A 23412-nucleotide genomic window follows, 5' to 3' on the forward strand; every position below is an offset into this window, starting at 1 on the left:
TTATGAAGGATGTTATTGAAACTATAAAAAATCATCGCTCTATACGTCATTATCTGGACAAACCAATTCCTGACGCGGTGCTGAATGAAATTTTACAGGCAGCTCAGTCTATGCCGACATCCATAAACGGGCAGCAGCTTTCACTTATCGTGATAAAGGATAAAAATAAACGCCAAAAAATTGCTCACCTTACCGGTGATCAGCCCTGGATAGCGCAGGCTCCCGTTTTAGTCATTTTTACTGCCGATTTTTATCGCTCAGATTTGGCTTGCAGGAAGAACGGACAAAGGCAAGTGATTCATGAAAGCGTGGAAGGAACATTGGTAGGTGCTGTCGATGCGGGCATAGCTATGGGAGCAGCGATCATCGCAGCGGAGTCACTGGGATTGGGCATTGTTCCTATCGGCGCAGTGCGGCGTGATCCCGCACAAATGATCAACCTGCTTGAACTTCCCCCATATACTTATCCGTTAGTCGGACTTGTCATCGGTTATCCTGCCGATCCATCCGCTTTAAAACCGCGCTTTCCGTCCGGTACATTTGTTCATGAGGAAGTATATCAGAAAGACGGTGTACAAAATGCCATTGACGAATACGATAAAAAAATGGAAGACTATTACAAAGAGCGCGGCGACAAACAAACTGACTGGAGTTCACAGGTAACCGGTGCCTATAAGCAGGTCTACTTTCCCCAAGTTTATCCGACAATGAAAAAGCAAGGTTTTTTAAACGATAAATAAATAAAATAATAATTTGAACAAAAAAGGAGCCCAAACGGCTCCTTTTTTGTCATATCAGAAAAATCAATCCCAACAATTATAGACACCATCTTTATCCCCACCTGCTCTGCCGTATCCGCCGCAGAACTGGCTGCCCTGATCTGATGCAGCTGCAGATGAAACAGCAGCATTATTTGCATCTGTACCGGACCCGGCTGCTGCAAACGCCGTAAATGAAAAAGCTGTTATTGCCAGCGCAGCAGATAAAGAAATTAACATTTTTTTACTCTTCATAATAAAACCTCCCGCCAATTTAGATGAAGAAAGTAAATAATAACTTTTCCTAAAATAATGGTAGCAATAAATTATGACAAAACTATGACAGAAACTATTTTATCTGTGTACATTCTTTATAATTTATTTACCTGATACATGTGCATCATCTTCAAAACTTAATCTATTTTTATGAATTTATTATTTTTGGTTACCCAAAAATAAGCATTAGTAAACATTGACAAAATTTATATAATTTATTATAATTACCCATATTAATTTGATCATATATTATTTATAATATATTGTTGATTCAAACGGAGAGAATAAAATGGCAATTGCTAAAAATACAACGGCATTATCAAAAATAAATAGCGGTACTATGAAAATTATTACAAAACTGCTGAAGGACGTTTTTCACGGAGAAATTACCTTAATAGTGCAGAATTCCTGCTTGATTCAAGTGGAAAGAAACGAAAAGATTCGTTTGGCTGATATCGCCAAATATGATCAGTACGCTGCAAAGGCTACTCTTACAAACTATGATTCTATATGTAAAAAAATTCAGCAGGAGTTTAGCAGCTTGGAATATGGAAATATCGTCATAATAATAAAATCCGGGCGAGTAGTACAGGTTGAACGAACGGAAAAGCATCGTTTTCAGGGTTTTACAGGAATGGACGGCGAAGGTATTTAAAATTTGCTATATATAAAGGAAGCCGTCGGCTGAACAGCCGACGGCTTCCTTGGGGCTATGAATAAAAGTCTGTAAATAAGGTCTTCTATGATAGTTAATAAAGAATTAATAAATCGTCATTTCGTTAGAGCTATCATGCCAGTAATCTGTCAGAGTACATGATGACCAGTTCACCTCTTACCTTTCCCCAATTCCGAAGTGGCATAGTCCATTTCTTGGCAGCCTCGAAAGTGGACAGGTACAAAGCCTTGAGCAGAGCCTGTGAACTTGGGAAAACACTTCGCTGACGGTTTAAACGGCGGTAGGAAGAATTTAAACTCTCAATGGTGTTCGTTGTATAGAAAGCTGTACGAACATCTATCGAAAACTTAAAGATTGGTGTTATGACATCCCAGTGATCATGCCACCGTTTCATGGCTGCTGGATACTGGGACGTCCATTTCTGATCTACTTCCTCTAACCGTCTGACAGCGGTTTTTTCGTCAGGAGCGGTATAGATCGTCCGAAGATCTCTGGCAAAATTCTTCATGTCCTTATTGGCTACATATTTAAGGGTATTACGTACCATATGCACAATACAGCGCTGGTGTTCTGTTTTTGGGAAGGCTGCAGCAATAGCTTCCTTAAGCGCTGTGAGTCCGTCCGAGCAGAGGATAAGAATATCCTGGACGCCGCGGTTCTTAAGACCGTTCAGAACACTCAGCCAGTATTTACTGTTTTCATTTTCACCGACTTCAAGGGCGAGTACTTCTTTGTAGCCATCCTCATTGATGCCGAGCACAACATATGCAGCCAACTTGCTGACAATACTGTCATGACGTACCGAAAAATGAATGGCGTCAATAAAGATAATAGGATAGACGCTGGCAAGTGGCCGACACTGCCACTCTTCAATCTGGGGCAGGATTTTGTCAGTGACATCCGATATGAAGCCTTCTGATGCCTCAAACCCATAGATATCCTCGATGGTTTCAGAAATTTGCTTGGTCGTCAGCCCTTTGGCATACATGGAAATTATTTTCTGGTCAATGGCAGAGATGTCCTTCTGACGCTTCTTGACAACCTGTGGCTTGAATGAGGATTGCCGATCCTGAGGAACGTCAATCTGAAAGCTGCCATAACTGCTGTTCATTTGCTTTGGTTTATAACCGTTACGGGCGTTCTCGCTGTCGGAGCGTTCCGATTTGCTATAGCCCAGGTGTTCATCCATTTCAGACTCCATCATCTCCTTGATGGTGCCACCAAGCAGATCATTCAGGGCATCTTGGATGTCATTTGGTTTCTCGATGTTATACTCTTGGAAGAGCTGCTGGATAATAGCCCGCTTTCCATCGGTCATTTCAACCTTGTGAATCTCTTTGCGCTGTTTTGCCATGATAAAAAGGCCTCCTCCTATGACTAGATTGTACCATAGAAGACCTTATGACTTCGAGTGGAAGTTTGTTTACAGAGATTTTTTCATAGGCTCGCTTCCTTTATATATAGCAAATTCATCCATGTCCAAGACGTTCCAAGAAGATATCGATATTATATCATGGACGCAATATAAGACAGTTCATCATTGTTCAGATCAATTCGAAGTATTCTCCCAAATACAAGCGATGCTTCCTTCACCTTAGCCAATTTTAACGGGTCGATCGTTCCCGCGAGATCGCTGTTATATTTTATATCGTTATGTGTCACCTGCCGTTCCAGCGCACACCCTGTATGAACAACTATCTTCAATTTTTGAGCATTTGAAAACTCCGTGCCAAAACTTTTCTCCAGTTTTTCAGTAAATTCCATCAATAAATTAATTACTTTATCCGGATTCAGATATAAAAGTATTTCATTCAATGAATCAGCGCATAAATGACGCAGGACCACATTGCCATTTTCTGTACCCTGCGGAACAAAACCAGTCCCCGGCAGCTGGCATAGCAACGCGTTATCCTTGCCGCTCAATATCGTTTCCAAGGGAATAAAGGGAGCCTCTATCTGTGGATCCATAATACCGACTGAAGCCAGTATATTATATTTCTCCGATAATTTTTTTATATTTTCCTTCATATCATATATGCTTATGGGTATTATTTTAACATGCATAATTCCTGCATTGAGTAAAATATCCCGGATCATCTGTTTGAGTTTTTCGGCAGTTCCCTCACCGGAGCTGCAAATAGTAACTATTATGTCGTTTTTTTCATTGTTTGACAGAATGGTACTGTCATCATACCCGCCGAAAGATTTCAATGAATCACAAACCGCCTGCAGCGTAATTCCTGCCATATCCACTTTGCGCATTGCTTCCAATACCAACGGAGTAGTAACCATGCTGATAGTCATTACCGATATATTAAGCTTTTCCTGTATCAGCGGCCCAAAATTGCATAAGGATCCCATATCCGCCATAAGCAGCAGCCCCTGACTGCAATTGATATGCCGCAATTTTTCTACTATGCGGTCAAGCATTTCATTAGGCCGGCATTCAAGGGGCATATCAAACGCAACAAGCTTCACTTTTGTTGCACTGAATAATTTGCGGGCAACATCACAAACAGAACTGGCTGTATAATTTCCATGCATCGCAACAGCAATAACAATTTTATCCGTTATATCTTCCTGCTTTAAAGACTGTAAAAGCATAGCAAAATATTCCGTTTCTGAGACAGCGATCTTGATATTATAATGATCTTCAATCATTTTTTTGATTTCCTGTGCCAGCTCGAACTCCAACGTAGAAGTATTTACCACCCCTGACAAAGAATTACGAAATTGCTTTTTTTCTTTATTACGAGCAAATAAAGCACTTAAATGCAAGCCAAACGCATATAAAAATCTTTCCTTAGATATCAGATTTATTTTATCAGCCACTATATCAGCTACCTGCTGCGTAAAATCCACCATATCCGCATCGATTATTTTCAAAAGACGGTCATGCACGGATAATGTAACATTCTGTTTTTGTTTTATATAAAAATCCTTTAAATACGCATTAACATCAGCGATCATTACCTGCTGCACTACATCATCCGCAATTCCTTCACCCTTTAAAATTTTCACCTTATTTTCTACCATTTGATAAAGATTGAATTTCTCATCTTCAGCCTCTTTAGGCAGTTTTCCCTTGCTGTCAGGAGTAACATAAAACTCATTGCCTATTGTCGCCGAAATAGCGGCCATATCCTGTCTTTTAGTGCTCATAGCCAATATACCGGACTTTATTTGCTGCGGCAGTATATGATAATCTATTTCTATATATTTGCGGTTTTTTATATTGAGCAGCCCTTGCGCGCATAACAGCCTTATGTTGGATTCAAGCTGTCCGACATTTCCCGGGCCTATATTTCCGATCAAAGCCTTTATTGCGTCACCGCTTACCTTTATCGGTCTTTTTATGCAGCGCGATTCTTTTAAGAACAGCAGCTTTGTAATTTCCAGCTTTTCTTCTATAGGCCGTTCAGATAACGGTGGTATTTCAATAATATTCGGTATTCTCCGTTTGAATGTTCTCGTCAGCACAGAATCGGGATCTTCTGTTGTCGCGCAGACAATAAGCACACGTGCTTTTCTTTCCCGCTTTGTTTCTCCCAATCTGTTGAAGGTGCCCGTATCCATAAAATAGAATATCATTTCCTGCCCCTCCGGCGGCAGGCGATGAACTTCGTCAAGGAAAAGTACGCCCTCATCAGCTGATTCCATCAAACCGACAGCACTGGTATCCGCTCCGGTAAAAGCACCTTTAATGTGACCAAAAATATGTGATATCAAAAGTTGAGAATTATTGTAATAATCAGCGCAGTTGAATGTTACAAAAGGGGCATTCTGCTTAAATCGCCCTGCCTCTCTTCCATATTCAAACATCATGTGGGCGAACAAAGTTTTTCCCACACCGGTCTGTCCCAAAATAAGAGTGTGGAGCCCGTCAGGTGGATATATTATAGCTGCTTTGGCTTGATCAATCTGTGCATTCAGGCTTGCTCCCACAAACTTACTGAATACATTGGTCCGTTCATCATTACCCTTTACTTTTATTTTTTTCAGAGAATCTTTTACTTTACCGTCATTATAGAAATATAATACAGGTCTTCCCCTTGATTTTTCTATTTTTTTTTGTCTATAAAGTTCATTCAGCTCACGACTTACATTGCTGCGCAGAATATTTAAATGCTGCGCGATCTGAACAGCTGTTAGTCCTCTCTCCCTCAATGCACCCGTTTCATAAAGCTGTCTCATATAGGCATAAATTCGTTCGATACGTTTCATAATGTAAACTCCAATATAATTATTTTGTGCCTTCTTCCAAAATAAACACCGTGAAATAAGTTGTTTAATGTAAAATGACCTGCAAAAAATTTCATCAACATTTTGATAAAAGTTTTATCTATAAATATTCAATTCTATTGCGTCCATTACTTTTCGCCATATACATTGCCGCATCCGCATCTTTTTTAATGTCCTCTATTGTTTTATGATGCGGCTTGTTGGCAGAAATACCGATACTGACAGTAACAGTAACAATTATTTCTTCCGCATCAAACTTTGATTGCTCAATGTATGTTCGTATTTTTTCCGCCAGGGCAACTGCACCATAGCAATCAGTCTGCGGCAAATAGACTGCAATTTCTTCTCCGCCGACTCTGCCTACAATATCACTTTTTCTGCAATTTTCTACTATACATTCTGCCACTCTCTTTAAAACTATGTCACCGACTGCATGTCCATATGTATCGTTTACTTTTTTAAAATAATCTATATCAATAAACATGACAGAGAACGGAGTATTTTCCCGTCGTGCCAGATTTATCAATTTATTGCATATTTGACAATAAGAACTCTTATTAAGCAGATTTGTCAACCCATCGCGCGAAGCCAAATATTTCAATTTCTTATTCAATTCAGCGAGTTTATGTTCAGTATCTTTGTTTTCTGTAATATCCGTCAATACTACTAATTCTGCAAATGCATAACCCGATTCATTTCGCAGAGGTGTGACACTTACTTTATAAATTTTATCATTGATAACTAATTCGTGTGTCGGGACCGTTTTATTCTGATCAAAAAGTTTAAAGTCACGTTCTATATTTTGTGCGCCTTCCGGACTCATTTCAGAGACCTTACGCCCCGCCAGATCTTGGACCTTAGGATTATTAACAGCTACCAATGCCTGGCTGTTTAATATATGGTCTCCTTTTCTATCTACCAGCACGACCGATACAGGAATAGCCGCAAATAACTGTTCGAGTGTGATAATTTCTCCGCCCACTTCAATTAAGTTTTTTTTATTTTTATACTTATCCGCCCCCAGGCTCACCATCCAGTCACCAGCTTTCAATAATTTATTAGAAAACGTTATAAGACGATTATAATACTTTCGAATGACTCTAAGCAATGGCTATTATAATGAAACTGTTATTCTTCACATCTTCGGTACTGCCTTGCAGAGTGAATCGCGCAAATACTCCAGAATAATAAAACTAAGATTTTCTGTACCTTGAGCAAACAGATATTTAAATCTGAGCATAACAAAAAACTGTCGTTCTGTAACTCGACAGTTTTTTGTTATGCTCAGATTTAAATATCATTATTTGACTGAATAAACCACAATTAATGCTTCACAAATTTGCTTAATCCAAGACCAATGAAAAGTCCTTTTTAATTTCTGCAATACTGACAGGTCTGTTTTTTTCGACCGATTTTTTTGCGGCAAGTCCTATAAGAACCGGCTGCAAACCATCATTTGCATTTACTGCCGTTGGTGTGTCATTACATATTGCATCAACAAATGAATTTATTTCAGCAGCATATGCCAGCATATACCGTTCGAGGAAAAAATACATTGGCTTTTCACTTAATACACCATCCTGATTGCTTATGACAGCTGAAGAATTGCTGTCATTACCGATGGAGATCGCACCTTTTGTACCAAACACTTCAGCCCGCTGATCATATCCATAGACAGCCTGACGGCAATTATCAATCACTGCGGTGGCACCATTTGCCAGTTTCATCGTAATTACAGCTGTATCTATATCACCTGCTTTGCCGATTTCAGGATCAACTGTCACAGAGCCGACAGCAAATACTTCTTCCACTTCACTGCCAGATAAATAACGGACCATATCAAAATCATGTATCGTCATATCCAGAAAAATACCGCCCGATACTTTCACATACTCTATAGGAGGAGCTTCCGGATCACGAGACGTTATTTTTATTATCTGCTGCTTACCGATCTTCCCTGCTTCTACTGCATCTTTTATTGCTCTAAAATTATGATCGAAACGGCGATTAAATCCTACTTGATATTTCAATCCCGATTTTTCCACAGTATCCAATACTTTTCTTATTTTTTTCACATCATGGTCAATAGGCTTTTCACAAAATACGTGTTTTCCCGCATTTATCGCTTCAATAGATATGGGGGAATGCGTATCCGTTGATGAGCAGATAAGAACTGCATTTATTTCAGCATCTGCCAATATCTTTTTATAATCTGTGTAAACATTTTCAATCCCCAATGATGCAGCCCATTTTTTACCATTATCATTTAAAAACGGGTCCGCAACAGCTTTTATTTTCGCGTTTTTTACAAATTTGGTAATACTTTCTCCATGAACTCGGCCAATACGTCCTATGCCAATAATACCAATATTTACCATTTATATCACCTGATTAATAAATTTTAGAATCTTTTTCAGAAACAATTTTCAATATATCTCGCTGACAACTCTGTTACGTGCGCAGTTCACGATAGATATCGATCATTTGTTCTATCAGTTTTTTATTAAGTATAGCATTATTCACATACCCTTGTGCATGTATCAGCAGTACGGACAGTTCATTTTTAACTCCATTCGCTTCATCTTTAATAAGATTTGTCTGCAATTCATGCGCTTTGAGAAGTAACTCATCAGCTTCTCCCAAAATTTTTTCAGCAGCTCCAAAATCAGCTTTTTTTGCATCTTCCAGGGCTTTAAACTGTAAAGCTTGCGCATCACCTGCAGAAGCAATCATACTATATGCCATTTGTGTAATATTGGACATAATTCAACTCATCTCCTTGATTAAATATTTTATTTTTGGTTAAATAATGATTAACTATTGAATATAAAATAGCATTATATATAGTAATTGTCAATAAAAATAATAATATTTTGAAATAAAACAATTGACTAAATAACGTTTATATAATAATATTATTATCATAAAATCATCATAATATTATTATAATATAACTATATAGATTTCATAGTACAGTCATTTATATGTAATAATTATATACTTGTAGATGATTTTATTCATAAATTTACGGGAGGTCCTAAAAATGTCAACACAAAGACTAAAATATTTTGTAGATGGTCAATTTAAAGATTCCGTATCAACCAAAATAGTTGATGTTTACGATCCGAGCACAGGTAATGTACTAGCGCAAATGCCCTGCTGCACAGAAGATGAAGTAAACGAGGCAGTGTCTGCGGCAAAGAAAGCATTTATCTCCTGGTCGATGACAGCTCCATCGAAAAGAGCAGCCATCATGTTCAAAGTTAAACAATTACTTGACAGTCACTTGGATGAGTTGACCATGCTGGTTGCCAAAGAAAATGGCAAATGCTGGTCGGAAGCAAAAGGGGATGTACTCAAAGCGATTGAGCCTACCGAATTAGCCTGCGGCATTCCTTCACTTCTTGCCAGTGAAGGGGAAGCATTATTCGACGCGTCCCGAGGTTATGATACTATTCGTTATCGCGAACCATTAGGTGTTTTTGCCGGTATTGCTCCGTTCAATTTTCCTGCAATGATTCCAATGGGCTGGATGACACCAATGTGTGTTGCCTGCGGTAATACAATAGTATTAAAAGTTTCCAGCAACACCCCGATGACTTCTTTAAGAATAGCCGAATTATACAAAGAAGCCGGCATTCCCGACGGCGTGGTAAATATAGTTCCCTGTACGCGCAATGAAGCCGAAATGCTTCTTTCTCACCCTGACATAAAAGGAATTACTTTTGTCGGTACAACTGGAGTGGGACTTCATATTTACTCAGAAGCCGCAAAATCCGGCAAACGTGTTCAGGCGCTGTGTGAAGCAAAAAATCATGCTCTTGTCCTGGAAGACGCCCCTATTGAAAGAACGGCAGCAAGCATCATCAACGCAGCATACGGCTGTGCAGGCGAACGTTGTATGGCTCTGCCTGTGGTAGTAGTACAGTCAAGCATAGCTGACAAATTAGTCGAATCAATAGCAGAAAAAGCGAAAAAAATGAAAATCGGTCCCGCCTATGACAAAACCAGTAAGCTTGGACCTGTTATAGACGAAAAACACCGTCAGCATATTATTCAATGGATAGAAAAGGGTCTTGACGAAGGAGCAAAGATGGTCCTCGATGGACGAAATGTCACCGTACCGGGCTATGAAAAAGGATTTTATCTTGGCCCCACGGTCTTAGATCACGTAACGGATAAAATGACTGTCGGACAAAGAGAAATTTTTGGTCCTGTTCTGTGCATAAAACGGTGTAAAGATTTTGAAGAAGGCCTGGCAATAATGAATAATAATCCTTTTGCCAATGGTTCTGCCATTTTCACCCAGAATGGCCACTTCGCAAGAGAATTTGCCCGGCGCACAGACGGCGGCATGGTTGGAATAAATGTCGGTATCCCTGTGCCGGTCGGGATGTTCCCCTTCAACGGACATAAACAGTCCTTCTTTGGTGATCTTCACTGTCTGGGCCGTGACGGAGTCAGATTCTATACAGAAAGCAAAGTTGTAACTTCCCGCTGGTTTGACGAAGAAGCAAAAAAGGAAAAAGAAGTTTCCACATGGGACGGAACTATCTGAGCAGTCTGCTTATCATTAAATAAATTTTTCAATTTGATATTGCTGAAAAATTACGTTCGATGAAATTTTGATTTTATTGAACGTAATTTTTCTGTAATATAGAACTCAATAAAATATTAATATTTATACATAGAAGGTGTTTTATTTGAAGGCAGTCATTTATGAAGGCAATGGCACTATGAAAGAAAAAAACGTTGACTTGCCAATATTGGAAAACAACGAACTGTTGTTGAAAGTACAGGCCTGCGGTATTTGCAGCAGCGACCTGAGAACTCTTTTATATGGAAGTCGTTCCGTCGTACCGCCTGTAGTGCTGGGGCATGAGATTGCCGGTGAAATAGTTGATAAAACCTTACGGGGAACAGAATATAATCTGGGCCAAAGAGTAATCGTATCTCCTGCAATAGGATGCGGACGATGTATATTTTGCAGAACAGGTCAACAGAACCATTGCAATGACGTCAGGAAAATAGCCAGTCATTATAATGGAGGATTTGCGGAATATATAAAAATACCCGCTCAAGCGATATACGGAGGCAACATAAATATCATACCAAAAAATATTGATTATCTTGAAGCCTCTTTATCAGAACCTTTGGCCTGTGTGATAAACGGTCAAGAAAATCTGAATATCGGTCCCGACGACACGGTTGCCGTGATTGGCGCAGGCCCTCTCGGTCTTTTGCACGCAGAAGCTGCCAGACTAAGCGGTGCAAAAAAAATTCTGCTTATCAACAGGAGCTCGAAACGCTTAAAACTAGCAGAATCATTTCATTATGATGCCTATATTGATCTATCAGCCGAAGATGGAATAAAAGCAGTAAATGATATGACTGATGGAAAAGGCGCGAATGTCGTCATTGTAACAGTAAGTTCAGCACAAGCAGTGGAAATGGGAGTAAATATGGCATCGCACATGGGGAGAGTATGCCTGTTCAGCGGTTTTCCTTACGATAAATCAAAAAACAAACTGGATCTTAATATTGTTCATTATCGTCAGATAACTCTGTACGGAGTATTTTCCTCTGCACCCAGACATAATGAAGCGGCACTGAATTTGATCACAGACGGAAAAATTAATATCAAAAAAATTATTACGCACATTGTCTCCCTCAGCAAAATAGACAGTGGTTTTGATATTGTCCGGGCACATGACGGACTAAAAGTTATTGTTGTGCCGGATATGGAGGATTTACAGGAAGATATAAAGAATTATTCCAGTGCAAAGATTATTGTCTGATTCTATCTATGATCTTAGTCAGATAATATATTAAAAATACTAATTATTTTCAATATACTAATAATATTATACAGTATTATTACTGTAAATGATTATACAAACAGAAGGGATTGATGAATGTGCGGAAAAGGAACTCTGTTATTATTTTTGGTGTTTTGATTTTGGCAATCGCTATTGCAGGTTTTATATTTGGAAAATTTCAATACGGCGGCTCTACAGCAAACGGAAAATTTATCGTCGCTTATCTGAATTCATCTGATTCGGATAATTTTCTGGCTACCATCAAAGCAGGTTTTGATGAATCAGCCAAAAAAGATACGGGAATAGAGGTTAAATTTGCCGACGGAAAATCAGATGTAAATCTGCAGATAGATCAAATGAATCAATTCATAGCTGAAAAGGTAAACGCAATCTGCATTAATGCCGTCGATCTGGAAGCTGTTGTCCCTGTTATAGAAAAAGCCAACGCGGCAGGAATACCGGTCATAGCAGTTAACAGAGCACCCAAAGGAGGCAATTACATGCTTGCGGCTTCAAAAGACTATGAAGCCGGAGTGCTGCAAGGACAGTATATGATCAAAGCTTTGCCTCCCAACGCCAAAATCTTATACTTAGAGGGGACACGCTCACAGGAAAGCGCTCAGCAAAGATGGACCGGTTTCTCCGATGCATGTTTAAAGCAGAGGCCGGATATACAAGTTTTAAGTAATCTTGACGGCAATTATGACAAGGCCGAAGGTATGAAAATAATGTCAGTATGGCTGCAAATATTCCCTCATTTTGACGCTGTTGTCTCAGGCAATGATCAAATGGCACTGGGTGCCATAAAAGCTATGCAGGCTGCAGGGCGCCAGGGTGTGGCTGTCTCCGGTGTTGATGGTACAAGTGAAGCCTTAAAAGCCATTTCAGAAGGACTTATGGCCCAGTCAGTAAAACAGGATGGTGTAAAGCAAGCACAGGAAAGTTTTAAACTGGTAGAGATGATAAAGGAAGGAAAGACTCCTCCAAAAGAAAATATGATTCCCTTTACTTCAATTACGAAAGAAAATCTTAATGAGTTCTTAAAGTGAGGAGGTTTTAAACATGCTGCAAAATCAAAAAGTAAAAAATAAAATTTTGGGACTGGCATTTATTATGATCCTGATATTATGTATGATCGGCGGTGCAGGATATTTTTTCATATTGCAATCAAAAAACACTATAGATGATCTTTATAATTATAATTTGATGTCCACGCAATATCTTAACGATGCGGGCAATCAGATGCGCACAATCGAAGTTGATGTTTCCTATATATTGCTCCAAGGTAAAAACAGTCTTGATCCCAAAGTTCTTCAGGAGGATATCCTGCAGAAATCTGCCATATTAAAAAACGATATAGACAAACTTAAACAAGTCGACAGAAGTGATAAGGCACAAAAAATATTGGAAAAAGCTGACGCGGATATCAATGATTTCATCGCAAAAGTAAAAACTATTGATCAATTGAAGGACACACCGGAAGATAAGGTAAAATTATTTGAAAATTTATCGGCAATAAGAGCCTTAACCGATGATTTTTCATACTTGAATCCTGACAATGTAATGCAGGGAAAAACCCTATTTGATGCCAATAATACAGCTTATCAGACCTCTATCAAGATCTTTTTCGCTATTTTACTGCTGGGAATTTTTATAAGTGTGATACTGTCCGTTATAATTTCTAAAAATATTTCTAAACCGCTGTATACTGCAGTGATGCACTTGAATCACGTCGCTGACAAAGATTTTGGCAATGATATCCCCAATGATCTACTTTACCGAAAAGACGAGATCGGTGACATGATGCAGTCCCTGAATAATATGAAAACAACGCTCAGAAATATTTTACAGAATTTCCAGACCGAATCTCAGAAAAATGCCCAAATGGCATTGGAAATTAAGGAATCAATAAAAAATCTAAATGACAATACTCAAGATATCTCGGCAGTAACCGAACAAATGTCGGCAAGTATGCAGCAAACAGCAGCCTCGACTACTGAAATCAAAAATATGAGTGAACGGTTGAAAACAAGGATGACTGATACTGCAGAAGAAGCAGAAAAGAGTGAAAAATACGCACAGGAAATCAATGAAAGAGCAGGTACACTAAAAGAATCTGCCGAGGTTTCAATAAAAAATTCCAATGAAATATACGCTAGAACAAAAATGGAATTGGAAAACGCAATTGAAGATTCCAAAGTGGTCGGGCAGATAAATACGCTGACAGAGGATATACTGTCAATAGCCTCTCAAACAAATCTTTTGGCACTCAATGCTGCAATAGAAGCAGCGCGGGCCGGTCAGTCTGGCAGGGGATTTGCGGTTGTCGCTGATGAAGTCAGAAAACTTGCCGGACAGTCGAAGGACACCGCTGACAAAATTCAAAACATAGCCGTGCAGGTCAATGATTCGGTGGCAAATTTATCACAGAGTTCCTTTGATATACTAAAATTTATAGACGGTGCTGTAAACAATGATTATAAAGCACTGAATGTCACAGCGGAAAAATATAAAAAAGACGCTCAATATATAAATAATTTTTCGGCACAGAGCAATGCCTCAGCTAAGCAGCTTATAAAAGAAATAGAATCTATGTCTGTCTCCATGGAAGAAATTGCCAAGGCCACACAGGAAAGCGCCACAGGTAATTCCTCCATAGCTGAAAAAGTTACGGATGCAGCCCAGAGCTGTGAGGATATATTAGGCAGGGTAGATCAAACGCACAAAGGTGCGAAAATATTGCTTGAAGAAATATCAGAATTTAAACTATAATGTCAGTGCTGACAAAGCTTGATGATACTGCCGATTTTATATCAAAAAATTAAATAAATTTATTAAAATATATTGGTGAACGGCAATGAAAAAAAACTTTCCTTTTAATGAAGATCATATTGAATTGAAAAATTCTTTTTATGTAGATGAAAATTACAGCGAAAAGCATGTCCATATGATTCACTCTCATGAGAATGTACTTGAGCTGCTTTATATTTACAGCGGAGAGGGAAGATATTTTGTCAGAGACAGAGAATATGCCGTGCATTCCGGAGACCTCATGATATGCAACGCAGGTGTATTACACGGAGAATCACCGTTACAGAAACATACCATGCAAACATACTGCTGTGCTTTTTCCGGACTGGAGACAGAATCTGACAAAAAATTGCTGGCTTATGAAGAAAAACCTCTTTTTTCTCTGCCCGCAGAAAAGTCGGAATGTTTCAATGCTTTAATGCCGATAATCTATAATGTTTTTTCCGGATCGAAGATAACGGCGCACTATCTGTCGATGGGGCTACTGTCTATGGCCTGTGAGGAGATCTTAACAAGAATGACAGCCAGAACAGCATTATATGAGCAAAAAAACGAAAATCTCGTTCGAAAAATAACAGCTTATATTGATAAAAATTACAAAGAAAGTATATCACTTGAAAAAATCAGCAGAGATCTTTACATTAGTCCTTCAAGATTATCTCACGTGTTTAAGGAAGAGACAGGCCTGTCACCGATTCAGTATGCTATTCACAGACGGATCGGTGAAGCGCAGAGCCTGCTTGTGGAAACTGATGAACCCATATGCTTTATTGAGGAATCGCTGGGCTTTTGCAGCAGTGTCCATTTCAGCATGATGTTCAAAAAACACGTGGGTATTTCGCCTAAAGCGTACAGGCAGCATTTTTGTAAATAAATTTTCATTTCAAAGCATCACTCGAAATGCCGGAACAAGAAAATTTTGTTCCGGCATTATTTATTGGTGAAAATCAGATTATTTTGTCATATAGAAAAGCTCTCAGATAAATATACTTTGCAATATTTTATAATAACCTATAAAAAAAATTTTCGATCCATTGATTGGCAGCATTCATAACAGCAGGATATTGATAACATATAAGACCGATATTTGCTATACTTTAAATAAAGTTAATGAATAATTTAAATTAATTAAATATTTTGTTGCAAGCAAGATTACTTAATTTTGTGTTTAAAATTAATGTTTTAGGAGGATGCTTCATGGAGAAAAATTTAAATATCGGTATTGTGGGAACGGGCGCTATCGGTCGTACCCATATCGAAAGGATCAATCGAAAGTTACAGGGAGCAAAGGTCACCGCCTGCGCGGATGCCAATTTAGATTTTTGCAGATCTGTAGCTGAAAAATATGGACTGAAGGTTTATGAAAACGGAGAAGATATGATTGCAGACGATAAAATCAATGCAGTTATCGTAACGACTTTGGACGCTTTTCACGAGGAATATGTTCTAGCGGCGATAAAAGCAGGAAAATTTGTCTTCTGTGAGAAACCGCTTGCACCCGAAGCCCAGGCGTGCAGGCGGATTGCAGAGGCCGAAATTGCTGCGCGCAGGCAGCTGGTGCAGGTTGGCTTTATGCGGCGTTACGATCCGGGGTACCGTCAGCTGAAAGCCCTGATCGAGTCAGGCGAATACGGCAGTCCGCTGATGCTGCACTGTGCACATCGAAATCCTGACGCTCCCGGATTCACGACAGATATGCCTGTAGAAAATTCAATGATACATGAGATCGATGTTTTGCGCTGGCTGATCGGTGAAAATTATATCAGCGCAGAAGTGGTTTTTCCGAAGACTACCAAATATGCGCAGGGAGCCTTGAAAGACCCGCAGATAATGTATCTTACAACTGAATCAGGAATAAGGATCGATGTTGAATCCTTTGTTAACTGCCGCTACGGATATGATATAAAGTGTGAAGTTGTATGCGAAGAGGGTTCATTAAATCTGCCGGAGCCTGCAAATGCCATGGTCCGCAGCAAAGCTTCACGCATGACGCCTATTTGCCGCGACTGGTCGGAGCGATTTATTGAAGCCTATAATGTAGAATTTCAGGAATGGATAAATTCCTGCCGGGCAGGAGTGGTGAACGGGCCGTCGGCATGGGACGGCTATCTGGGACAGGTAGCTGCCAAAGCCGCATCAAAAGCGCGTGACACCCAAACCAGAATCGCAATAAAGACCGAACCGACACCGGATTTTTATAAAAAGTAATTTACAAAACAACAGCCGAATAAGACAGCCGCTCTTGTCAGTCTGTGTTTTTTATACCATAACTATGGCTGTACCAGAGATTTTTATAGCATTTCAACTGTTGTCATAATGTAGAATAAGCGTTGTTTTATTTATAATCCTGTTCTATAAAAAGTTGAAAAATATTGTATTATTCATCTATTCTTGAAAAACATTGATAAAAAATTTATATGGACAGAGACATCAAATGATTTTCCCAAATGATGCCCCTGTTTTTTTATGTCCAAAAAGGCGGATTTTTTCCTGCGGCTGTTCTTAACGATCAGTCAGCGGATATAGCTTACCGTGCCTATTCGGCGCTTGGGAGCTGGCTGCAGAGCGGTACCGGCATCCTTATAGCCGAGCGCAACGGCAAAATATGGCTGATAGCTGTCCGGGATGCCCAGCTCTCTTACTTCCGGCAATTCAAAAAAGAAATTGACCAGTCCCAGCCAGCAGCTGCCTATTCCCAGACTTTCCGCGGCCAGCAAAATATTTTCGATAGACGCGGCGCAGTCTACCAGCGGCGTGTAATGAAAGTCAGTCCCTGCCAACGGCAGTGGTGAAGTGGCAGTTTTGTCGCCCGAAACTATCACCACGGTGGGAGCGTGGTGGAACACATTATACTGATCTGAGGCACCCATTTTATTTGCCCATTTATGTAAAGGCAAAATCATTTGCTGTTTGATTTTTTCATTCATTGATTCGATCAACAGCTTATTTTGAATAATGGTAAAATGCCAAGGCTGACAGTTATGACCGCTGGGAGCATAGGTACCTGCTTCAATTATGGCATTTAATTCTTCTTCTTTGATTTGTTCAGGCAGGTATTTTCTTATGCTCCTCCTGCTTTTTATTACGTTAAAAATTTGATTCATTTTGAATCCTCCCCATCATCAGCAATAAATTTTTAATACCAGACTATAAAATATGCTCAGGCATTGACCACTCTTCAAAGCTTTTACTGAATTGGAAAAGCAGTATTACATTCTTAATGTGCCTTTATTGATATTATACAATATTGGTAAAGTATATTCTATTCCTCCCATACTTAATTTTCGCCTTGATGAGAAATCGCAATGTCACTCATTACAAACAAAAATTCATATATCTTGCAAAATGTATTTTGGGACAATGACACAACACTAATTAGCAAAACAGAAAACTATATAGTTAATAACATCCTCATTTATATGGATATTATGAGTAATATTTTTACCATAAATTTAATTTTTTTAAAAAAATTATATAATTTATGGTTTTATGTTGATGATAAAGGTGATAAGTTATAAGATATAAATCAAATTCAAAGAGGAGGAATTATCATAGACACTTCAAAGCAAAAAAAACTGCTGTTTGCCATTGTGACAATGTTCTGGTTTGCACAATACGTATACGTACCATATCAGACACCCTATCTTTTGATGAACCAGGTTGCTTTCTCTGCTACTGGCATCATTATGGGAGCATATGGCTTTTCTCAATTGGTATTGCGAATGCCTATAGGTGTCATGGCAGATAAAAATGGCAATCATAAATTATTCATCATAATAGGCGTGGCAGCATCTGCTCTGGCGTCTGTATTCAGGTTGACAATGCCGCCAGAAACAGGATTTTTCTGGGGAAACATTTTATCGGGACTCGCTTCTGCTATGTGGCTGTCCTTTATGCTGCTTTATTCCGAATTTTTCAGGAAGGAACATATGCAAAAAGCAATGGGACTGATGATGACGGCCAACAGCATAGGAATTTTTATGGGATTTATGCTTTCAACAATATTGTATGGAGCTTATGGAATGAATCTGCTGTGCTATCTCAGCGTCATTGCCGGAGGAACGGCAATGTTTTTATCATTTTTTCTTAAGTCGGCTGATAGTCATAATAAAACGGTTTCTGTTAAAAATCTTCTTACCGTCTATTGGAATAAAAGGCTGATATTCTTTGGTCTTCTGGTATTCATTCAGCAGGGTATACTCATGTCTACCTGCATGAGTTTCACGATGCAGATAGCGCAGCAAAATGGTGCTTCTTCAATACAGATCGGCATGTTGTCAATAGTATACATATTATCTGCAATATTCTTTTCATATTTCGCATCATCCAAACTGGCACAAAAGCAAAGTCCTATGTTCTGGCTATTGACTACAATGCTTTTAATGGCTGTATACTGTTTTTCAGTACCCCATCTAAAAACAGGTCTGATAATTATTTTTCAGATTCTTATGGGCATGTCCACAGGTATTTTAGTTTCCTTCTGTACCTCTGAAGCAATAAAGGAAATACCTCAAGGCAAGCGTTCAACCGCAATGGGATATTTTCAGGCTATATTTGCCGCAGGCATGACAATCTTACCTGCATTGGCAGGAAAAATTGCCGAAAATTATGGCGTACAGTTTTCTTTTTATGTAGAAGGTATTATAGCTGTAGCCGGAGCTGTACTTACAGTATATTACTACCGGCTGCCAAAGAAAACTATTGTGTAAAAAATATAATTATACTATAATGTTATCAACAAATACCAAAAATAGTGTTAATATATAGTAATGAATTCTGCTCAAATCAAATTTGGAAGGGATGCCAGCATATGAAAATAGATCGCATAAACCGTATTAAGGAAATGTTGCAGGAGTCAAATACTATCTCAATTGATAAACTTTGCTCTGCCTTTGAAGTGTCCAAAAATACAATAAGGCGCGATATTACAGAATTGGAAAAACAGGATGTAATAAAAAAAATATACGGCGGTATCATGTTAAAACAAAATAGAGGAGAGCCGGAACCTTTCGCATCCCGTGAAGTAAAAAATTCAGCAGAGAAAAAAATTGTAGCAAAACTGGCTGCTGGTTTTGTGAAGGATAACGATGTAATATTTATTGATTCGGGAACAACAACGATGCATCTCATACCATATCTGGCAAATATTAAAAATCTTACTATTCTGACCACAAGCCTTTATATAATCAATGCGGCTGCAAATTATTCTCAGTTTAATATTATTTGCACAGGAGGGACTTTCTATTATCCTTCCAAAGCCTTCATCGGTTCCAGTGTTCTAAAATGCCTTGATAATTATAATATATCAAAGGTATTTTTGGCATCTGCGGGTGTCTCACTGGAGAATGGAGTCACCAACACGTCATCTCTTGAATGTGAAACAAAAAAATTTTTAATGTCTAAAAATACTCCTAAAATATTGCTCATAGATTCTTCCAAACTTGATACGGCTTCTTTAATGACTTTTGCACAACTCAAGGATTTTGACGATGTGGTTATAGACAATAAACCGCCTCAGAAATACATTACGTATTTTGCTGATAACAACGTTAACTTATGGTATTCAAAAAATCGGGACTGAAATCAGACCACCGCCTTAATCTGACTCTGCCATATAATATATTATAAAATTTAAATATTTATTGTATCAGCAAAAAGCCTCGGTTTATAACCGAGGTTTTTTGCTGTATTAAAACATTTATGGTTAAATTATGATAATATTATTGACTTTTATTCAGTTTTATATTATTTTATAATCACAATATTATCAAGTTAGTTCACATTCAAACTATAATATTAAAAGCTCAATTAGGAGAATAATGAAATTTGAGCATAGGATCTATACAAATTTAAGTAAATCACAGATTCAACAAAGAAAAGAAGGTAACTAAAAATGGGACTTATTATAATTGTTATTGCACTAATTGGCTTAATGTATTTTGCATACCGAGGATATTCGATCATTTTAATCGCACCCATATTTGCTGTAATAGCAGCTATTGGTAGTGGTTACGCCGTAATGCCGATATATAGTGAGCTTTATATGACCAAAGCAGCCGAATATATTAAGAACTATTATCCTATTTTTTTATGGGGAGCCGTATTTGCAAAAATTATGGAGGTTGGCGGACTGGCTGCTTCTGTTGCAAGCAAGATTGTAGAAACACTGGGTAAGGATAGAGCCATTTTAGCTGTGCTTTTAGGCTGTGGAGCATTAAGTTACGGGGGACTTAGCGTATTTGTTGTCGCATTTGTCATGTATCCCTTTGCCGCCATTTTATTTCGAAAAGCACAAATTCCTAAACGATTATTACCGGCAACACTATGGATGGGTATATTGACTTACGCAATGATTGCCATTCCAGGAACTCCGCAGATTCAAAACATCATACCAACGGCTTTTTTCGGAACAACGACCTGGGCAGGAATTCATACGGGACTTCTGGCTGCAATATTGTATTTTGCCATAGCATGGCTGTGGATTACATATCGTTATAAGAAACTTGCGTCTGCCGGCGAAGGATATGGCTCATATACTTTAAATGAACCAGAAGATATAAGGCATGATGATTTGCCGCGATGGTATCTGGCAGTGCTGCCTCTCATTTTGGTAGTGATCATTAATTTGCTCATCAGCAATCCTTTTTCCTGGCAATGGGCTTATTATTGGAACAGCCAAAGCCTGGCACCTTTTTCGGCATTAAACCTGCCTCTTTTGGCTCCCAGTGTAAATCGTGTGCAGGCAATATGGTCCATTAATGTTGCTCTCATCGTCAGCAGTATTGTTGCAGCGTACATAGGACGCAAGCGATTAAAGACAAAAGGGGGGTTAATTTTTTCTGTCAATGATGGCGCTATAGCATCTGCTTCAGCAGTTTTAAACGTAGCATCAGGGTATGCCTTTGGTTCTGTTGTCGCATTGCTGCCGGGTTTCCAAGCTGCTAAAGACGCATTGCTGCATATTAATAGCAGCGGCAGTCCGTTACTTTCTGCTATTATTACCACAAATATTATGACCGCTATTACTGGATCGGCATCCGGCGGCCTGACCATAGCCTTGGGTATGCTGGGAGACGAATGGCTGACCTGGGCGCACAGCATTCAAATGTCACCGGAGATTTTACACCGAATTATCTGCATTGCTTCAGAAGGGCTGGATACTATGCCTCATGCCGGCGCTCTGGTTACATTGATTGCTGTATGCGGACTTACCCATAAAGATTCCTATTATGATGTATTTGTACTTACATTGCTTAAAACAACAATTGCCTTTATTGTATGGGGTTTTTACAATTTAACGGGTTTGAATTGAATAAGAAACAAATTATCCAGCGTTCATAAATTATATATGCAAATCCTATACATATAAGAAAAACCTTGCTCAGAAACCAGCGGATAAATTTTCTCCTGTGCTGCTTATTTTAAGGAATGAATATGAACAAGTATTTTCTGAAATATTGAGCCATAACACAAAATAATTTCAACCGTATCTTAAAAAACCTTGGTTTACAGACCGAGGTTTTTGCTGTTTAAGAACACTTATGATGAAAACATGATAAAAGCTATTGACATTTTTGTCATTTTGTATTATTTTATAACCATAATATAATCAATTTAAAAACATATTAATTCAAAACTTACTCAGAAGGGGAAAGAAAATGTCAAAAATATTTTTTGTTCCAAACAAAATATTATCAGGTGAAGGTGCTGTGAAAGATATCGGTCAATATTTGAGCGGTAAAGTAAAAAAAGCTCTTCTTGTCACTGATAAATTCATGGTACAGTTTGGCAATGCGAAGAAAGTCACCGATGCGCTCGACGCATGTTCTATAGACTATATACTTTACGACGGAGTAAACGGTGAACCAACCGAAAGTATGGTGGAAAAGGGTGTTTCCTTGTATAAGGAAAATAATTGTGATTTTCTTATTGGTCTGGGCGGCGGCAGTCCCATGGATACAGCCAAGGCGATAGGTTTTATGTCTGTGAGCAAAGGACAATTAAGTGATTATATGCATAAGTCTATCGATACGCCTGTACCTTATCTTGTTGCCATACCGACCACAGCCGGTACAGGTTCGGAAGCTACACAATTCACTATTATAACCGACACTAAAAACAATGTGAAAATGCTTCTGGCCGGACCATCCATTCTGCCTCAGTTAGCCATAATAGATCCTGATTTCACACTGACAGCGCCTGCTAAAGTCACGGTAGCAACAGGTATTGATGCCCTTTGCCACGCCGTAGAAGCATACACTTCAAGGAAAGCGCAGCCTTTGTCCGATATATTTGCATTATCCGCAATAAAGCGGATACATAAAAATCTGCCGCTTTGCTTTGCCGACGGAAAGAATGTTGAAGCAAGAATGCAGATGTCACTCGCTGCCACAGAAGCAGGAATATCATTTAATAATTCATCGGTAACTATTGTTCATGGTATGAGTCGGCCGATCGGTGCCCTTTTTCATATAGCACATGGAGTTTCCAATGCAGTTCTGCTCGTTGCCTGTATGGAATTTGCCGTTAAAGAAAATACAGCGCGCTTTGCGCAGATAGCCCGGCTGATGGAAGTGGCAGGCGAAAGTACACCCGATCATGAAGCGGCAGAATCACTAGTTAAAGAATTATCACGTTTTTGCAAAGCTTTGGAAGTACCGACCTTGGCTGAGCTCAATGTGAATAAAGAAGATTTCATGGAACAGCTGGAAAAAATGGCAGCAGATGCACTTGACAGCGGCAGCCCTGCCAATACTATGCGCCAGCCTGCCAAGGAAGATATCATTGCAATATACAAAAAACTATTTTGAGCTTGAAAATACAGTAATAA

At 38.9% G+C, this 23412-nt stretch carries 19 protein-coding genes; 12 read left to right on the forward strand and 7 right to left on the reverse strand.

What is annotated here, in order from left to right; translation table 11 throughout:
- Window positions 1–2 precede the first annotated feature (2 nt).
- Window positions 3–740 (forward strand): NADPH-dependent oxidoreductase, encoded by a 738-nt coding sequence (locus NXG61_RS13985; RefSeq protein WP_196605558.1) that lies wholly within the window; start codon window positions 3–5, stop codon window positions 738–740.
- 63 nt (window positions 741–803) lie between these two features.
- Here NXG61_RS13985 and NXG61_RS13990 read toward each other — a convergent pair whose 3' ends face one another.
- Window positions 804–1013 carry a hypothetical protein gene (locus NXG61_RS13990; RefSeq protein ID WP_307224852.1) on the reverse strand — a complete coding sequence of 70 codons (210 nt, stop codon included), beginning with the start codon at window positions 1011–1013 and terminating at the stop codon, window positions 804–806.
- Window positions 1014–1323: 310 nt separating this feature from the next.
- Here NXG61_RS13990 and NXG61_RS13995 point away from each other — a divergent pair, with 310 nt between their 5' ends.
- A complete protein-coding gene (locus tag NXG61_RS13995) occupies window positions 1324–1689 on the forward strand; it encodes a YezD family protein (RefSeq protein WP_196605560.1) in 366 nt (121 codons plus the stop codon).
- A 133-nt stretch (window positions 1690–1822) separates the two neighbouring features.
- Here NXG61_RS13995 and NXG61_RS14000 read toward each other — a convergent pair whose 3' ends face one another.
- From NXG61_RS14000 to NXG61_RS14020, 5 genes are all read right to left on the reverse strand, one after another.
- The gene (locus NXG61_RS14000; RefSeq protein WP_432748928.1) at window positions 1823–3064 is read right to left on the reverse strand and encodes an IS256 family transposase; all 1242 of its coding nucleotides are present in this window, start codon (window positions 3062–3064) and stop codon (window positions 1823–1825) included.
- 152 nt (window positions 3065–3216) lie between these two features.
- Window positions 3217–5934 carry a sigma-54-dependent transcriptional regulator gene (locus NXG61_RS14005; RefSeq protein WP_196605561.1) on the reverse strand — a complete coding sequence of 906 codons (2718 nt, stop codon included), beginning with the start codon at window positions 5932–5934 and terminating at the stop codon, window positions 3217–3219.
- Between the two features lie 118 nt (window positions 5935–6052).
- A complete protein-coding gene (locus tag NXG61_RS14010; protein WP_196605562.1) occupies window positions 6053–6985 on the reverse strand; it encodes a sensor domain-containing diguanylate cyclase in 933 nt (310 codons plus the stop codon).
- 310 nt (window positions 6986–7295) lie between these two features.
- Entirely contained in the window at window positions 7296–8330 is a 1035-nt protein-coding gene (gene iolG, locus NXG61_RS14015) for an inositol 2-dehydrogenase (protein ID WP_196605563.1), read from the reverse strand.
- A 73-nt stretch (window positions 8331–8403) separates the two neighbouring features.
- Window positions 8404–8715, reverse strand: a complete 312-nt coding sequence (locus NXG61_RS14020) for a PTS lactose/cellobiose transporter subunit IIA (RefSeq protein WP_196605564.1) — start codon at window positions 8713–8715, stop codon at window positions 8404–8406.
- 280 nt (window positions 8716–8995) lie between these two features.
- Between NXG61_RS14020 and NXG61_RS14025 the strand changes: the two genes are divergently transcribed.
- From NXG61_RS14025 to NXG61_RS14050, 6 genes are all read left to right on the forward strand, one after another.
- Window positions 8996–10510 (forward strand): CoA-acylating methylmalonate-semialdehyde dehydrogenase, encoded by a 1515-nt coding sequence (locus NXG61_RS14025; RefSeq protein ID WP_196605565.1) that lies wholly within the window; start codon window positions 8996–8998, stop codon window positions 10508–10510.
- A gap of 145 nt (window positions 10511–10655) precedes the next feature.
- On the forward strand, window positions 10656–11750 hold the full coding sequence (locus NXG61_RS14030; protein WP_307224344.1) for an alcohol dehydrogenase catalytic domain-containing protein: 1095 nt from the start codon (window positions 10656–10658) through the stop codon (window positions 11748–11750).
- 113 nt (window positions 11751–11863) lie between these two features.
- A complete protein-coding gene (locus NXG61_RS14035) occupies window positions 11864–12820 on the forward strand; it encodes a sugar ABC transporter substrate-binding protein (RefSeq protein ID WP_307224346.1) in 957 nt (318 codons plus the stop codon).
- Window positions 12821–12833: 13 nt separating this feature from the next.
- Window positions 12834–14543, forward strand: a complete 1710-nt coding sequence (locus tag NXG61_RS14040) for a methyl-accepting chemotaxis protein (RefSeq protein ID WP_307224348.1) — start codon at window positions 12834–12836, stop codon at window positions 14541–14543.
- A gap of 85 nt (window positions 14544–14628) precedes the next feature.
- Window positions 14629–15456 (forward strand): AraC family transcriptional regulator, encoded by an 828-nt coding sequence (locus tag NXG61_RS14045; protein WP_307224350.1) that lies wholly within the window; start codon window positions 14629–14631, stop codon window positions 15454–15456.
- A 323-nt stretch (window positions 15457–15779) separates the two neighbouring features.
- On the forward strand, window positions 15780–16790 hold the full coding sequence (locus NXG61_RS14050) for a Gfo/Idh/MocA family oxidoreductase (RefSeq protein WP_307224352.1): 1011 nt from the start codon (window positions 15780–15782) through the stop codon (window positions 16788–16790).
- Between the two features lie 305 nt (window positions 16791–17095).
- Here NXG61_RS14050 and NXG61_RS14055 read toward each other — a convergent pair whose 3' ends face one another.
- Window positions 17096–17686 (reverse strand): nitroreductase family protein, encoded by a 591-nt coding sequence (locus tag NXG61_RS14055; protein WP_307224354.1) that lies wholly within the window; start codon window positions 17684–17686, stop codon window positions 17096–17098.
- 486 nt (window positions 17687–18172) lie between these two features.
- Between NXG61_RS14055 and NXG61_RS14060 the strand changes: the two genes are divergently transcribed.
- The 4 genes from NXG61_RS14060 (at window position 18173) to NXG61_RS14075 (ending at window position 23392) form a co-directional block, all read left to right on the forward strand.
- Window positions 18173–19291 (forward strand): MFS transporter, encoded by a 1119-nt coding sequence (locus NXG61_RS14060; RefSeq protein ID WP_307224356.1) that lies wholly within the window; start codon window positions 18173–18175, stop codon window positions 19289–19291.
- Window positions 19292–19392: 101 nt separating this feature from the next.
- Window positions 19393–20163 carry a DeoR/GlpR family DNA-binding transcription regulator gene (locus tag NXG61_RS14065; protein ID WP_307224358.1) on the forward strand — a complete coding sequence of 257 codons (771 nt, stop codon included), beginning with the start codon at window positions 19393–19395 and terminating at the stop codon, window positions 20161–20163.
- A 312-nt stretch (window positions 20164–20475) separates the two neighbouring features.
- Complete coding sequence (locus NXG61_RS14070) at window positions 20476–21894, forward strand: GntP family permease (protein ID WP_196605573.1); 1419 nt, start codon at window positions 20476–20478, stop codon at window positions 21892–21894.
- Window positions 21895–22240: 346 nt separating this feature from the next.
- Window positions 22241–23392, forward strand: coding sequence for an iron-containing alcohol dehydrogenase (locus tag NXG61_RS14075; protein WP_307224360.1), 1152 nt, complete (start codon window positions 22241–22243; stop codon window positions 23390–23392).
- The last annotated feature ends 20 nt before the right edge of the window (window positions 23393–23412 follow it).

The organism is Pectinatus haikarae, assembly GCF_050916305.1.
GTDB classification, from domain to species: domain Bacteria; phylum Bacillota; class Negativicutes; order Selenomonadales; family Selenomonadaceae; genus Pectinatus; species Pectinatus haikarae.

Coding starts and splice junctions, on each gene's coding strand:
- NXG61_RS13985 (WP_196605558.1), top strand. CDS start 3: ATGAAGGATGTTATTGAAACTATAAAAAATCATCGCTCTATACGTCAT.
- NXG61_RS13990 (WP_307224852.1), bottom strand. CDS start 1,013: ATGAAGAGTAAAAAAATGTTAATTTCTTTATCTGCTGCGCTGGCAATA.
- NXG61_RS13995 (WP_196605560.1), top strand. CDS start 1,324: ATGGCAATTGCTAAAAATACAACGGCATTATCAAAAATAAATAGCGGT.
- NXG61_RS14000 (WP_432748928.1), bottom strand. CDS start 3,064: ATGGCAAAACAGCGCAAAGAGATTCACAAGGTTGAAATGACCGATGGA.
- NXG61_RS14005 (WP_196605561.1), bottom strand. CDS start 5,934: ATGAAACGTATCGAACGAATTTATGCCTATATGAGACAGCTTTATGAA.
- NXG61_RS14010 (WP_196605562.1), bottom strand. CDS start 6,985: ATGGTGAGCCTGGGGGCGGATAAGTATAAAAATAAAAAAAACTTAATT.
- iolG (WP_196605563.1), bottom strand. CDS start 8,330: ATGGTAAATATTGGTATTATTGGCATAGGACGTATTGGCCGAGTTCAT.
- NXG61_RS14020 (WP_196605564.1), bottom strand. CDS start 8,715: ATGTCCAATATTACACAAATGGCATATAGTATGATTGCTTCTGCAGGT.
- NXG61_RS14025 (WP_196605565.1), top strand. CDS start 8,996: ATGTCAACACAAAGACTAAAATATTTTGTAGATGGTCAATTTAAAGAT.
- NXG61_RS14035 (WP_307224346.1), top strand. CDS start 11,864: ATGAATGTGCGGAAAAGGAACTCTGTTATTATTTTTGGTGTTTTGATT.
- NXG61_RS14040 (WP_307224348.1), top strand. CDS start 12,834: ATGCTGCAAAATCAAAAAGTAAAAAATAAAATTTTGGGACTGGCATTT.
- NXG61_RS14045 (WP_307224350.1), top strand. CDS start 14,629: ATGAAAAAAAACTTTCCTTTTAATGAAGATCATATTGAATTGAAAAAT.
- NXG61_RS14050 (WP_307224352.1), top strand. CDS start 15,780: ATGGAGAAAAATTTAAATATCGGTATTGTGGGAACGGGCGCTATCGGT.
- NXG61_RS14055 (WP_307224354.1), bottom strand. CDS start 17,686: ATGAATCAAATTTTTAACGTAATAAAAAGCAGGAGGAGCATAAGAAAA.
- NXG61_RS14065 (WP_307224358.1), top strand. CDS start 19,393: ATGAAAATAGATCGCATAAACCGTATTAAGGAAATGTTGCAGGAGTCA.
- NXG61_RS14070 (WP_196605573.1), top strand. CDS start 20,476: ATGGGACTTATTATAATTGTTATTGCACTAATTGGCTTAATGTATTTT.
- NXG61_RS14075 (WP_307224360.1), top strand. CDS start 22,241: ATGTCAAAAATATTTTTTGTTCCAAACAAAATATTATCAGGTGAAGGT.